A 14,529-nucleotide genomic window follows, 5' to 3' on the forward strand; every position below is an offset into this window, starting at 1 on the left:
TTTTAAAAAAGGTCACAAAAACCTTTATTTGGCGTGCACAAAAAGACCACATTTGAAAGTCTGATGTAATTATGAGCTTTCAAATGTGGTCTTATTCTAAATTCTAGGTCTTAACTTAATGACATTGAGCTCCCTGGGAGCTTTTTTCTTTTTTCAAGTTTTCACTCTGAGTATAATTGTCTATTTTCCTTAGCTCAAAATTACAAAAAAGAATCTGTCATTTTCCCCATCCCATTTCCCAAATATAACGACGTTCCTTTGAGATGGTAAATTTCAACAGCATAGTACAAAACAGGTTAGGAAACCACCCTAACCTGTTTTGTTATTCTCTTTATTTTTACTTTCTTTCTTCGCCTTCCTGCGTCCACCGTAGCGTTTTTTGCCCTCTTTACTGAGGGTGAGGTCAAAGATACTTCCTTTAGGGTTGTTATCCCTGACTTGGATATCTGCATTCAAGGCATCAGTGATTTGTTTAGCTAAGGAGAGACCTAGACCAAAGCCAGAACTTTGGCGGGTTCGAGCTTTGTCGACGCGGTAAAAACGATCAAAGATGCGAGCTTTTTCGGTGTCAGGAATTCCAATTCCATTGTCCCAGACTTGAATCCTTAAATCTCCATTACGGTCTTGAGGGAAGAGACGGATTCCAACCTGACCGTCCTCTTCCGTATACTTCATGGCGTTGTCAAAGAGGATGGTCAGAACCTGCTTTAACAAAACCTTGTCCGACTGAATTTGGCCTTGAAACTCATTAATAGACTGGAAATCCTTTCCATTTTCCTCGGAAACGAGGGCAAAATTTTCCAGAATATCTTCAAAAAATTTGGTATCAATTGTCTCAAAAACAGGATCGATTCCATCGTCCCGACGAGCCATACTCAGGAGGTTGGTCGTCAGTTTACGCATATTCCGAACTTCTTCCAAGCTAGCCGCAACAGATTCGCTTTCATCCAAGATTGTTGCTTGGGGTTTGCGGAAGAGTCCTTCCAAGCGATTTTGGAGAACAGCTAGTGGCGTGCGGAGCTCATGGCTGGCATTCTCAATAAAGGTTTTCTGTCTCTGCATACTATCTAACAGCGGGGCCATCGTTAATTTAGCCAGGTAGTAACTAGCGAGAATTGAAATCAACCAGAAAATAAACAGAACCATCATAACCGTTTTCTCATTGCTTTGGTTTGTCGATTCAATTTGGCTGGTATTGATTAAAACTGCTGCGTAGGCAATCCCCTCAATGGGTTGTGCCAGCTCTAGGGGAAAGCAGATTTCACGGAATTTTTCTTTTTTTCCAAAGGTTGTTTTCATTTCAACCTGACGAATCTGATGAAATTTTTTCTTAGCATCCAAGGTGAGATTGCTAGTATCAACCAAATGGCTATTCGTCGATAGGACTTCCCCATTTTCATTAAACAAAAGTACTTCTGAATTCGCTGAAAGTGGGGCCTCAATGTTTTTAAGATCCTTCTCAATGCCTGCAACATTCTCTGTGTAATCATTTAAAGAGCGTAGGGCAGCTAAAACCGTCGCTTCAGAATTCTGACTATAATTTCTCAAGGTCGCATCAACGGAACCATAAATACCGGATCGCATGATCTGAAGAATCAGCAAGGTCATTGCACCAAAAATCAATGTAAAAACGGTAACATAGCGAATAAAATAGGGAAAATTAGCGGATTTAACTTTTTCTCTAACCTTCTTCATGCTTCAAAATATATCCTACACTTCTAAGCGTCTGCAAGTGTTCTGCAAAATCGCTACCTTTAAGTTTCTTCCGAATTTTGGACACATAAACCTCAACTACAGATATGGTGGTATCCGAATCGAAGCCCCAGATTCGGTCAAAAATTTGGGATTTGGGCAGAATCACATTTTGATTTTGTAGGAAGTAGACTAGGAGATCAAATTCTTTCCCCAACAGTTCGACATCCTTCCCTGCCATTTTGGTGCTATTGGTATTGAGATCGACTTCAATGTCTCCATAAGTCAGCTGATTGACATTGAACTTCCCTGAACGCTTAAGCAAGGCTTGAATACGCATTTTCAGCTCTTCAAGGTAGAAGGGTTTGGTTAGGTAATCGTCTGCTCCCAACTCAAATCCATGCCCCTTGTCCTCCAAGCTTTCCTTGGCTGTCATGATCAGAACAGGAGTTGTGACACCCTTCTCTCGTAATTCTTGGAGAACTTGGAAACCATCTTTTTCTGGCAACATCAAATCCAAAAGGATGAGGTCATAGATTCCAGATTCCGCCTCATAGAGACCTTCTTCTCCATCAAAAACCTGCATGACATCCGCAAAGTCATCCAAAAAATCAAAGACCGAATTGGATAAGCTCAAGTCATCTTCGACCAACAAAATCTTAATCATAACTTCCCCTCTTTCAAAAAGGCTTGGAGCCTGTATAGGTTCCAAGCCTTTTCCTGTTGTTCTTCTACTCATCAAAATTCAAATTCTGACCTTGTCAATCCTGACGGTGAACTTATTGATTGCCTGCTTTGCACGCGTTTTATCGATAGTATTCAACAGGTCTCCCAGACCTGTTGAACAACCGTCATCGGCTTTCCGAATCATCTCTTTGAATTTTTTCGAGTGTTCTATTTTTAATTTAGTTACGTATTCCATCCCTATTTTAACTGCGGAAACTTAAAAAATCCTAATATCCTTTAAGAGCTGCCAATACTTGTGCTTGGTCCCGTTCCATTAAGGCGACACGCGCCTCAATTTCATTGATCCCCATAAGAATATTCCGCTGCATGGCCATATCCTCCACTTTCGGTTGGAAGAAATCCTTATAAGCCTGCAATTGATCCCGACGATGGAAACTATTGGCCGGATAGATGATGTATTTATCGAAGGACATATCTCCTCCCAAGGCATCCACAATCCAGTCCCAATGTTGACAAGCCCACTCCCAAGCCAGAGGACTAGCCTTGGTTTGAAGCAAGAAAGCCCGGTACCAAGAAAGGGCCAAATCTTGTGGTTTCACCACCGATTTATCCTGCCATTTTGATAGCAGCTCTTGCAAATGTTCTTCCTTTTGAGCATAGGAGAGAGCACTTGCCAATTGCCGCTGGAAGGTTCCATCGGTTGCATTTTGATACAAATCAAGGTAGCGTTCTACCAACTCTTTTGACTCAGCCGACTTCATTTGGTTGACCAACACTTGGGAACGGATGGAAGCAGGTGTCGCCTCCAAATTGTCCTTATACTGTTCATAAAGGGCTGCAACTCCTGCCATGACTGGGGCATCACCAGCTTCCACCAATTGGGCCAAGGCCACTTGGCGAACCAATTCATCCTGCTCTGCCTCACCAGCTTTTGGCTCCAAGCCCAAGGACTCGATAGACGGTCCAAAGAGCTGGGCTACTTTCTGGTTCAAGGCAGCTTGTGCGGACTTATCTTCTTCGAGGAAGCGAGCCAAAGCACGGACGACATTAGCCCAGGCGGATAGAACGATAAAGGCCTTCTCCTCTGGCCATTTCTCCATTAAAGCAATCAAGGAAGCATAAGAAATTCGACCCGCTTCTGCCAATAATTGCTGCTCCTGGATCAGCTGCAAACGACTGATGGCATCCAAATCAGCCAAATTCTCAAACAGGGCTGCTCCCACCTGACCTTGGTAATCACAGATATAATGCGCTGTATTGCCATCATTCAGGCGAAGGGCACCCGCAGCCTCATTAGCCGCTGCCAAGTCCGCATAGCCTGGAATCACTAAGGTCTTCTCGGTCATCATATCCGGCAAACCCTGCCAGTTGCTGTTCAGTGGAATATGCCAGAGGCGATTCCTATCTTCACCTTGTCCCAAGAAGAATTGCTCCTGGGTCAGAACAAGATCATCGCCCTCTAGAGAAACGGTCACAACCGGATACCCCGGTTGCTCCAACCAAGATTCCATGAAGGCTCCCACTTCTTTTCCAGAAGCGCTTTCCAAGGCTGCCCAAAGGTCAGCCCCAACCGTATTGCCATATTGGTGTTTACGGAAATAAGCTCCCAAGCCTTTGGAGAAGACTTGGTCTCCCAACCACCGATGCAACATGTGCATGAGACGGCTACCTTTGGCATACACAATGGCAGGATCGAAGAGGGTGTTGACCTCATCTGGATGGTTAACCTGCACATGAACCGATTGCACACCATCGGTCGCATCCCGACGAAGGGAAAGCGGAATACCACTTGTTTGGAAGTCTTCCAAAATGTTCCAACCCGGTTCCAGACGATCCACGCTGACATACTCCATCATATTCGCAAAACTTTCGTTCAACCAGAGGTCATCCCACCATTCCATCGTCACCAAGTTTCCAAACCATTGATGGGCTACCTCATGGGCAATCACCAAGGCCACTTGTTGCCGGCTATGGAAACTTGAGTTGGCATCCACCAAAAGATAGACTTCACGATAGGTTACCAAGCCCCAGTTTTCCATAGCCCCTGAAGAAAAATCAGGCAAGGCCAAGTGGAGAGATTGAGGGATTGGGTAAGGAACATCAAAGTAATCCTCGTAAAATGCAATCACACGCTTGGCAATATCTAAGGCAAATGCAAGATTTCTCTCTGGATGAGCCTTGCTGGCATAGACACCAACCAAGGTTCCCCGTTCCGTGCGATCCGTGATTCCCTGAAGGTCACCAATACCGAAAGCCATGAGGTAAGTGGACATCCGAGGTGTTCGTTCAAAGGTCCAAACACCTGTCTCAACGCCTCGTCCCGGCTCCTCTTCCGGCATATTGGAAAGTGCAATTTCTCCCTCTGCTTGGTCAAAACGCAAGGTCAAATCAAAGGTTGCCTTGGCTTCTGGCTCATCCACACAAGGAAAAGCTTCCCGTGCAAAATGACTCTCAAACTGGGTTGAAATGATTTCCTTATCTTGTCCATCCAAACGATAGTAAGATGGGTAAATACCTGTCATGCGGTCGTTAATGATCCCTTGATAGGTGACCACAACTTCAACATCCCCAGCCTCAAGACCAGATGCCGTCACCAAATCATTTTCCTGATCGACGACAAAGTCACGCTCCTGCCCCGCAACCACGATGGAAAGAATGTCCAAGTCCTTTTGGTGCAAGTACAAGTCACTCCCTGACAAGTGTCCCTGAATGGTCACCTGACCGCTAAAAGTGCGAGCTTTACGCTCAATTCTTAAATCCAAAGCATAGTGTTCTGGTTGAAACGCTGGATACAAACGTCGTAATTCTGTCATAACTTCCCCTTTATTGAAAACGTAATCCCTTGGGATAGTGGTTTTTGACCATCCCTTGGCTAATTTTAACAAAGCCCAAACCATTGTGGCCACACACCAATTGGTACCAGCCATTTTCCGGATTGCCATGGGCTGGTAGGCTTTGGCCAGCTACATAGACTGGAAATTCTTCTTCTGGTAACTCATAAATTTTCTGAGACTGGCTCGGTTTCAGAGCCATGCCTAAGGCAAAACTAGGTTCAAAGCGTTTTTTCTTAAAGGTCCCCAGATGGAGCCCGTTGCGCGCAATCCGAATTTTTTCCAGAGCTGGCAAGATCTCGGGTAAAAGATAGAGCTCATCCCCAAATGTTTGCAGGACTCCTTGCAAGTCTTCCTTCAAGTGCTCTTTTTCAAAGGCTTGCCACAATTTTTTTTGGTCCGCTCTCAGATTGCTGCGAGGGGGCTTGTTTTTCTTAGCCTTATTTTCCCCTCGATAATGCAAACGGGCTAGAAATTGTCCCTCCCCTTTGAAGTGATTTGGATACATTCGAGCAGTCTCCGTTTGATTCAAGCCTGTAACCATCCCATTTTTAAGCGGGACTGGCTCCAACTCAAAATCATATTCTGACAGCAACCAAGCCACAATTTCCTCATTTTCCTCCGGAGCCCAAGTACAGGTTGAATAGACAAGACGCCCACCCGGAGCCAACATGGTGACAGCAGCCTCTAAAATCTCTCGCTGAAGGCTGGCACACTGGCTCGGATAATCCGGAGTCCAGTAGTCCATCGCCTCCGGCTGCTTCCGAAACATCCCCTCGCCCGAGCAAGGAGCATCCAGGACAATCACATCAAAGAAGCCTTTAAAAACCTTGCTGAGAGCCGGTGCATCTGTATTGGTCACCACCGCATTTTGAGCCCCAAAGCGCTCCATATTTTCTACTAGAATTTTCGCTCTTTTGGGAGAAATTTCATTAGAGACTAAGACACCTTGATTGTTGAGATAAGACAAAATGTGGGTCGATTTGCCTCCCGGGGCCGCGGCCAAGTCCAAGACCTTCATGCCTGGTTCAATCCCCGCTGCATCGACAACCATCTGAGCCGCTGGCTCCTGGGAATAAACCTGTCCCGTGACATGTTGCAGGGATTTGCCTGATACTTTTCCATAATAGGACCACGGCATATCCGGAATCGCTTCTGCCCCTTCCGGAAGCTGGATAGCCTCCTTTAAGGGATTGACACGAAAACCCGAAACAGCTTCTTCTTCAAAGGTCGCTAGGAAGGCTGCATTTTCCGATCCCAAGATTTCCTGGTACTTCTCTTTAAATCCTGCCGGAAAAGGCATCACGGCCACCTCCTCTTATTTTTTCCAAAAAATAATTCTCTAGATGTTGGGGGACTAGAAAAACAGGCTGCTTGCCCTGAAAATGAAGGGCCTGCCCCTGAGCCTCCAAAAAACGGTAGCCTAAAGCCGGGGCCAAAACATAGGCAGCCGCGTAATCCCACGGCTGCAGGTAGGAGGCATAGGTCAGGAGCTTGCCCTGCAAAACCTTGAGAAAGCTAATCCCAGCACTGCCGTAGACCCGTACCCCAAGACTATCCCTAGCAATATCCGCCAAACCAAAGGCATTATCCCGTAACATGACTGAATTCCCTGCCACCAAGGACTGGTTGACACGAACACAAGCCGCCTGCCCTTCAAAGGGCTGACCATTACAGGTAACGGGCAGGACACCACCTCCAGATAAGAGAATCCGGCCCATCACATCGTAAATAAACGCAAAACCGGGCTGACCGTGGTTAAAAAATGCCAGCATAATCGCAAAATTTTCCTGCTGGGCCACAAGGTTATTGGTCCCATCTATCGGGTCCAAAACCCAGACCGCTCCGCTAAAGACGTCCGCTTGCTCCTCCAATTCCTCTGCTAAAAACGTATCTTCAGGAAAAACCTGTGAAATTCCCTTGATTAGGATATCTTGGACCGCCAAATCTAGATTGGTCACCAAATCGGTTCGATCACTCTTACAGGCGACTTCTAGAGGCTGAGCTAGCTCCTTCTTTACAAACTCTCCCGCCTCCCGAACCAAATCCTGAGCTAGCTCAAAGCGAGCTTGCACCTGTTCTTTTAGAGACCGCGAGGCTGACGAATGGCCTTCGATGTTACTTGCTGCGGATCTCCAGTTTAATTTTTCCATAACCACGCTCCTTAGCCGCTTGCTGGGCCCGATAGAGAGAATAGCCACTGACTGCTTCAAATTCTCGTCCTAGTGTCTTTTCAGCTGCCTTGCCAGGAACAACCTGCTTAAACTTCTGATAGGCAGCTAAAAAATCGCGGGCTTCTACGCCCCCCTCATAGGCTTCTTCCACCCGATTGAAAAAAGAGAGCACCGAAGCCAATTCTTCAGTACTCCAACTTTCATCAAACGGATAACTATACTGATTCCTCATGTCGATCAATCTCCGCTCTCAATGTTGCATCTTTTAGTTCTTGCTTGCGATAGTCCCGAGGCAAAAAAGCCCGAATTTCATCCTCGTTAAAACCAATTTGTAGACGTTTCGAATCAAGGATAATTGGTCGCCGCAATAGACTGGGATTCTGCTCAATCAGCTGCAGGAGCTTGGAGATTGGCAATTCATCCAAATCTAAATTTAATTTTTGAAAAATTTTGGAACGGGTCGAGATAATATCATCGGTCCCATTTTCCGTCAAAGCCAAAACTTGACGCAATTCCTCTACTGTCAAAGGACTGGTCATAATATTGTGCTCTTGAAAGGGCACCTCGTGCTTTTCCAACCAAGCCCGTGCCTTCCGACAGCTGGTACAGCTGGGGGATAAGAATAAAGTAATCATTGTAAGATTCGCCTTCCAACCTACATACTATATCCATTTTATCAAAAATGGAAGGGGATTCCTAGTCTTTTTTTGAAAAGCCTATCAGATTGATCGTCAAAATACCAGGAGGTCTACCAGCTCTGCCCCACGGGTCGATACCACGTCCACTCCCAGTGGAAAATCTACCAAGTCTTTTGGGTCCCATCGGAGGGTTACCTGGGCATGATCAAAACCTGCCTCATCCCCCAACAGGTTTTCTTCCTGACGGTCACTAAAAATCTCCACTTGGTACCAATCCTTAGGCGATTGTTGATCATAGGCTAAATAAAAGGCGTGAAGACCCATTTGCTTTAGGACATAGTCCTGGGCCAAGCGTTGAATACGATCTAAAGCCTCAGGATTCGGCCGCTCCTCCTGGAAAAGAGAGAGGCGTAGACCAGAGCTGGATTCTGGCAACTTATCACTCAGTTTTTCCAAGAGGACTAGCCCTTCCAGCCGAATGTAAGCCTGCTCCCGAATCAAGGGTTGGGTTACTTCCTGATAGGCCTTATACGTTGCTGAATTGAGGTAAGACAGGTAGGCCTGATTGGAAGCAAAGACCTCCAATATCAAGTAGACATCCTCCTGATCGGGACTCCGGAAAGCAAAAAGACTTAGAAATCCCGGTTCCACTTCCTTGGTTAACTTGGCTAAATGAGACAAGACTCCTAAAAAAGTATCCTTGTCCTCAGAATGAATGGCGATTCGAAACAAATTCATAACTGGTTTCATCTAACTATGCTCCTTCCACGCTTTAGCTTGGCGTTCATCTTCTTCTAGCTGCTCAATCAAAGCCTGTACACTGTTGAATTTGACCATGTCACGGAGGCGGCCCAACCAATCAATGGTCAACCTGTGCCCATAAATATCCGCTGAGAAACCAAAGAGATTGACCTCAAAGCGCAATTCATCGCCCTCAAAGGTCACATTCTTACCTACGGAAGCCATCCCACGATAGACCTGCCCTGCTTCATGGACATCCACCACATAAACTCCATCCGCTGGCATATGCACTCGGTCAAGGGGGGCCAGATTCGCTGTCGGATATCCGATGGTCCGTCCTCTTGCATCCCCATGAACCACAATACCACAGGTCTGGTAAGGACGTCCTAGTAAATCAGCCACTTTCTCAACTTCTCCCTCAGCCAAAGCAGCTCGAATACGTGTAGAGCTGACTTTTTTTCCGTCCAAATCATAAGAAGGGATTACTTCCACCTGCCCGGGGAAGGAATTGGCCAAGAGTTGAGCACCCTGTCGATCACACCCAAAATGATAATCAAAACCAACCACCAACTTCTGAGCCTTGAGGGCTGAAACGTAAGTGTCCAGGAACTCCTGACCAGTTAAACTCCCAAACTCACTGGTGAAGTCCTGCAGATAAAGGAGGTCGACTCCAACAGATTCCAAGAGTTCCTCGCGTTGAACCTCACTGCTCAGATGAAGCAGAAGTTCTGGACGAAAGCGGCTAAAAGCCAGTTGGGGGGATTCTGGGAAGGTTAGCAGGGCCACCTTCAACCCCTCTTGATCAGCGAGCTGACGAGCCCTTTGAAAGAGCTGCTGGTGCCCCTTGTGAATTCCATCAAAGTAACCCAAAACCAAAATCGTCGGTTCTGTCTGGTCAATATCACGCCAGTCTTGAATGACATATTTTCTCATAATTTCTCCTTCTTAGACAAAAACCTTATGAGGTTTCCAAGAATCCCCTTTTTTCTCCAGTACCGCTACTAACTTCCCTTGATAAAAGGCTGCTACCCGCTCCTCTTGATTGACTGCCTTGATCCAACGACCAAACTGCAATTCCTGAGCTTCTTCTGCACTCAGTTCATAGACTGGCAAGGTTGAAGCACCATATTCTAAGGGAAGCAGGAAGGTCTGCTGACCTTCTTCGACAAGTTTCTCCAGCTCTTCCAAACTATAAGACTCTGCTAGTGTCAGACCAGCTGACTGGGTTCGCACCAAGCGGGACATGTGACTAGCCAAACCTAGCTTATTCCCTAAATCTACAGCTAGGGTACGAACGTAGGTCCCCTTGGAACAGACTACCCGAAAATCAAAGCGAAGCACCCCCTCTTCCCAACGGAGGTCTGACTGGCGGGAAAACTCTTGAATCGTCACTTGGCGGATTGGGCGTTCAACTTCCTCCCCAGCTCTAGCATATTCATAAAGTTTGCGACCATTGACCTTGACAGCTGAATACATAGGAGGAACTTGTTCCATTTCTCCTTGAAACTCCGCCATCAACTGATCAATGAGCTCCGAGTTAACATCCTTAGGAACTTCTGAGCGCTCCACGATGTCACCCCAAGCATCTTCAGTTGTTGTCGCATAGCCCAGAGTTATCTCACCTTCATAGACCTTTCCACCATCTTGCATGTATTCAATGAGCCGGGTTGCCTTCCCAACTGCAATCGGCAAAACGCCTGTCACTTGGGGATCTAAAGTCCCTCCATGACCAATCTTTTTGGTTTTCAAAATACGACGCAACCGGCCCACTACATCATGGCTGGTCATACCAGCCGCCTTATTCACTGCAATAATTCCTTCCATGACTCTCTCCTACAGTTTTTCAATGGGAGCCAAGGCTGCCAATACTTTTTTCACCCCCATCTCTGGGAAAGAAATTTTCAACTCCTGCGCATCTCCTGAACCGGAAACAGCCAAAACAGTCCCCTGCCCCCATTTACGATGGGAGACTTGATCTCCAATTTCCCAGGCTGTCGCAGATGTTTTCGATTGTTTGACTTGACCACCAAGCGACTTGGGTTGAACCGCTTGCTTTCTCATCCGTAGCGCTTCCTCTAAACTCATTCCCTGGCCAAATTTTTGTCCAACTTGATTGGTATAGGAGACCGCGAAGCTCGCATTGGCTGGTTTGGCCAAGCCTTGGTAATCCAATAAGTCACTAGAAATTTCATTCAAGAACCGACTTGGTTTATTGTAACCCGTCCGCCCATAGAGCAGGCGGGAGTTGGCGTTGGTCAAGAAGAGACGTTCTTCCGCCCGAGTAATGCCTACGTAGGCCAAACGCCGCTCTTCTTCCAGCTCATCTGGATCTTGACTAGCCCGAGACAGTGGAAAGACATTTTCCTCCATGCCAATTAGGAAGACAAAAGGAAACTCCAATCCCTTAGCCGCATGAAGCGTCATCAAGGTAACCTCAGCCAACTCTACTTCCCCCTCATCCGCTTCCGAGCTCAGAGCTAAATCAACCAAGAAGCGCCCTAAACGATCCAATCCTGTCTCATTGTCTTCCTTTTCTCCATCATCAAAGGACTGGGTAACCGATAGAAACTCCTGAATATTTTCTAAACGGCTTTGAGCTTCTACTGTCCGCTGGGCTTCCAGACTCTGACGATAACCTGAATCATCCAAAAGCACATTGACCAATTCCGTCACTGTCAACCGGTCCAAATCTTGTCGCAAACGGTTCATCATGACCGCAAAGTCTTCAATGGCTTGAGCCGCCTTCCCTTTAATCGGAGACAACATCAAGTCGCTACTTGCCTCAAAAAGGGACAAGCCTTGGAGCTGAGCAAAATCCCGCAACTTGGTTAAAGTTCCTGGCCCGACCCCCCGTTTGGGTTCATTGATAATCCGCTCAAAGCTAATATTATCCTTGGGATTGGCCAAAAGATTCAAATAAGCCACCAAATCCCTGATTTCCTTACGGCTGTAGAATTTGGTTCCCCCTACCATGGTATAAGGAATCGCCGACTTCATCAGAGCTTCCTCAATGGTCCGGGATTGGGCATTGGTCCGGTAAAGCACCGCCATGTCCTTGTAATTCTTTCCTTCTTCCAAGACCAACTGACGGATCGTTTTGGCTACAAAGAAGGCTTCTTCCTGCTCATTGGTTGCTCGGTAATAAACGAGAGACTGACCATCTGGATTCTGGGTCCACAACTTTTTAGGACGACGATTTTTATTGTGAACAATGACTTCATTGGCTGCCTGCAAAATCTTCTTGGTTGAACGGTAGTTTTCCTCCAAAAGAACCACCTTGGCATTTTTATAGTCCCGTTCAAAATCCAAGATATTCTGCATATCTGCTCCCCGCCAACCATAGATGGACTGGTCTGCATCACCGACTACGCAGATATTTTTGAAACGAGAGGCCAAGAGTTTGACCAATTGGTATTGAGCTTGGTTGGTATCCTGATACTCATCCACATGAATGTACTGGAATTTTTGTTGGTAATAGGTCAGGACATCCGGATTTTGATCAAAGAGACGCAAAGTCATCATGATGAGGTCGTCAAAGTCCATGGCCTCTGACTGACGCAATTCACTTTGATAAGCCTTATAACATTTGGCAACAACCTGGCTATACATATCACTAGCTTGTGCCTCATAAGCCCGGTCATCCAAGAGGTCATTCTTCGCATTGGAAATGGTCCCCAAAACAGCTCTCTCATTCCACTTTTGCGGATCTAAGTTTAATTCCTTGAGAATTCGCTTCATCAAGGTCCGCTGTTCCCCTGGATCCACAATGGTAAAATTACGGTTATATCCAATATGGTCCGCATCTCGACGTAAGATGCGAACACACATGGAGTGGAACGTTGAAATCAGCGTATCCTGGGTTGCCGGATTCAAAGCGAAAGCCCGCTCCTTCATCTCCCGTGCTGCCTTATTGGTAAAGGTGATGGCTAGAATATTCCAGGGATTGACCATTTTTTCATCAATTAAATAAGCAATTCGATGGGTCAACACCCGCGTCTTCCCTGAACCTGCCCCTGCCATGATGAGAAGTGGCCCTTCCGTTGTTTGAACCGCCTCCGCCTGGCGTTCATTCATACCCGCTAATAGTGGATTCATCTTATCTCCTCGTAGTTGTGAAAATATCTTTCCCCATTATAACATTTGACGCCTTTAATACTCAATGAAAATCAAAATGGAACCTAGGAAGTGAGCCGCAGACAGTACTAAAGTACGGCAAGGCGAAACTGACAACGGTAACATTTGATTTTCGAAGTGTATCCTTCAATCTCGGCCATTGAATTTCCAAGCCCCTTTTGTTAAACTTTTTGAAAAAAGAAAAAAGGAAATGCCAATGTCCAGTCCAACCCAGAATTTAAAAATGGCGGAACGCGGTGCCCTGCTGGCCATCGCAACCTATATCCTACTGTCTATCTTCAAAATCATCGCTGGCCATCTCTTCGGGTCCGCTTCCATCACAGCCGACGGATTTAACAATATGACCGATATTCTGGGCAATATCGCCGTCCTCATCGGCCTCCGCCTAGCCCAAAAACCTGCGGATCGAGACCACAAATTTGGACACTGGAAAATGGAAGACCTAGCCAGCCTGATAACCTCACTGATTATGCTTCTGGTTGGTTTCCAGGTACTCTTCCAGAGTATCCAGGACCTCATTCAGGGCAAGCAAGAAAGCTTTGACCCCCAAGCAATGTGGGTCGGTTTCCTCTCCGCCCTTGTCATGACCGGTGTCTACCTCTACAACCGGAACCTAGCTAAGCGCGTGCACTCCAAGGCCCTGGAAGCGGCAGCCTTGGACAACCTCTCAGACGTCCTTACTTCCTTAGGAACCAGCCTGGCAATTCTAGCCAGCCAGTTTCAACTCTATCTGGTTGATAAAATCATCGCCATCCTTATCAGTATGATCATCCTCAAAACCGCCTACGATATCTTCCGAGAATCCACCTTCTCCCTCTCAGACGGCTTTAACGAAGACCTGCTCGAACAATACACCCAGAGCATCCTCACCATTCCCAAAATCGACCAAGTCAAAGAAATCCGCGGCCGCAGCTATGGCAGCCACATTTACCTAGACCTCATCCTAGCCATGAACCCTGACCTCTCCGTCTATGAGAGCCATACCATTGCCGACCAAGTCGAGCACCTACTCCAAGACCAGTACGGCGTCTTCGACATCGATATCCACATCGAACCCTCCCCCATCCCAGAAGATGAAGACATGGATTTCCTCCTCAAAAAACTCTTCCTCTACCAAAGCCAGGTCGAAGCCGGACAAAACCTCGACGACTACGTCGCCGAGGACTTCACCTACATCCCCGTAAACGGCCAAATCCAAGACCGCACGGCCTACCTAGCCGCCAAACACCAAGAAATGGCCTTCAAAAAATTCCAAGTCAAATCCATCAGCCAAAAAACAAAACTCGTCTCCTACCAACTCAACGGCAACCAACACACCACCATCTGGCGTCGCCACGAAGACTGGCAACAAATCTTCCACCAGGAAACGCAGATTGAGGAAGAGATATAGGAGTTTGGACAACACTAAGACTTTTTCGCACTACTTAAAAGGGTGAACAAATAAGAATAGCTTAGAATCACATCTTAAGAAGTATTGATTCTAGGCTATTTTCATTTTCGAATGATAAACCCAAATTATTCATACCTAACTTAAAAACCTTCCAGAAACCGTATTGATCACAGGGTTTCTGGAAGGTTCTGCTTTTCACCCATTGGGTGAAACATTCGACTAGACAAAAAAGGATTTCCCCT

At 46.5% G+C, this 14,529-nt stretch carries 12 protein-coding genes; 1 reads left to right on the forward strand and 11 read right to left on the reverse strand.

The window, feature by feature from the left end:
- Positions 1–309: 309 nt before the first annotated feature.
- From I2503_RS07065 to pcrA, 11 genes are all read right to left on the reverse strand, one after another.
- Positions 310–1,695 carry a HAMP domain-containing sensor histidine kinase gene (locus I2503_RS07065; protein ID WP_196967489.1) on the reverse strand — a complete coding sequence of 462 codons (1,386 nt, stop codon included), beginning with the start codon at positions 1,693–1,695 and terminating at the stop codon, positions 310–312.
- The gene (locus I2503_RS07070; RefSeq protein ID WP_196091859.1) at positions 1,682–2,359 is read right to left on the reverse strand and encodes a response regulator transcription factor; all 678 of its coding nucleotides are present in this window, start codon (positions 2,357–2,359) and stop codon (positions 1,682–1,684) included. Before I2503_RS07070 ends, I2503_RS07065 begins: the two co-directional genes overlap by 14 nt.
- 286 nt (positions 2,360–2,645) lie before the next feature.
- A complete protein-coding gene (locus tag I2503_RS07075) occupies positions 2,646–5,192 on the reverse strand; it encodes a M1 family metallopeptidase (RefSeq protein WP_196967490.1) in 2,547 nt (848 codons plus the stop codon).
- A gap of 10 nt (positions 5,193–5,202) precedes the next feature.
- Entirely contained in the window at positions 5,203–6,513 is a 1,311-nt protein-coding gene (locus I2503_RS07080; RefSeq protein WP_196967491.1) for an RsmB/NOP family class I SAM-dependent RNA methyltransferase, read from the reverse strand.
- On the reverse strand, positions 6,491–7,363 hold the full coding sequence (locus tag I2503_RS07085) for an inositol monophosphatase family protein (protein WP_210766819.1): 873 nt from the start codon (positions 7,361–7,363) through the stop codon (positions 6,491–6,493). The genes I2503_RS07080 and I2503_RS07085 overlap by 23 nt, the downstream gene beginning before the upstream one ends.
- Complete coding sequence (locus I2503_RS07090) at positions 7,329–7,616, reverse strand: UPF0223 family protein (protein ID WP_196091862.1); 288 nt, start codon at positions 7,614–7,616, stop codon at positions 7,329–7,331. Before I2503_RS07090 ends, I2503_RS07085 begins: the two co-directional genes overlap by 35 nt.
- Complete coding sequence (locus I2503_RS07095; protein ID WP_196091863.1) at positions 7,600–8,019, reverse strand: Spx/MgsR family RNA polymerase-binding regulatory protein; 420 nt, start codon at positions 8,017–8,019, stop codon at positions 7,600–7,602. The genes I2503_RS07090 and I2503_RS07095 overlap by 17 nt, the downstream gene beginning before the upstream one ends.
- Positions 8,020–8,115: 96 nt before the next feature.
- Entirely contained in the window at positions 8,116–8,772 is a 657-nt protein-coding gene (locus I2503_RS07100; RefSeq protein WP_196967492.1) for an antibiotic biosynthesis monooxygenase family protein, read from the reverse strand.
- On the reverse strand, positions 8,773–9,696 hold the full coding sequence (locus tag I2503_RS07105) for a bifunctional riboflavin kinase/FAD synthetase (protein WP_196967493.1): 924 nt from the start codon (positions 9,694–9,696) through the stop codon (positions 8,773–8,775).
- A gap of 12 nt (positions 9,697–9,708) precedes the next feature.
- Positions 9,709–10,587 (reverse strand): tRNA pseudouridine(55) synthase TruB, encoded by an 879-nt coding sequence (gene truB, locus I2503_RS09645; RefSeq protein ID WP_247644695.1) that lies wholly within the window; start codon positions 10,585–10,587, stop codon positions 9,709–9,711.
- A 9-nt stretch (positions 10,588–10,596) separates the two neighbouring features.
- Positions 10,597–12,858 carry a DNA helicase PcrA gene (gene pcrA / locus I2503_RS07110; protein WP_247644696.1) on the reverse strand — a complete coding sequence of 754 codons (2,262 nt, stop codon included), beginning with the start codon at positions 12,856–12,858 and terminating at the stop codon, positions 10,597–10,599.
- A gap of 235 nt (positions 12,859–13,093) precedes the next feature.
- On the opposite strand from pcrA, the gene I2503_RS07115 reads away from it, so the two are divergent.
- Positions 13,094–14,287, forward strand: a complete 1,194-nt coding sequence (locus tag I2503_RS07115; RefSeq protein WP_196967494.1) for a cation diffusion facilitator family transporter — start codon at positions 13,094–13,096, stop codon at positions 14,285–14,287.
- Positions 14,288–14,529: the final 242 nt, after the last annotated feature.

Origin of the sequence: Streptococcus sp. NLN64, assembly GCF_015831295.1 — a bacterium.
Taxonomy (GTDB): Bacteria; Bacillota; Bacilli; order Lactobacillales; family Streptococcaceae; genus Streptococcus.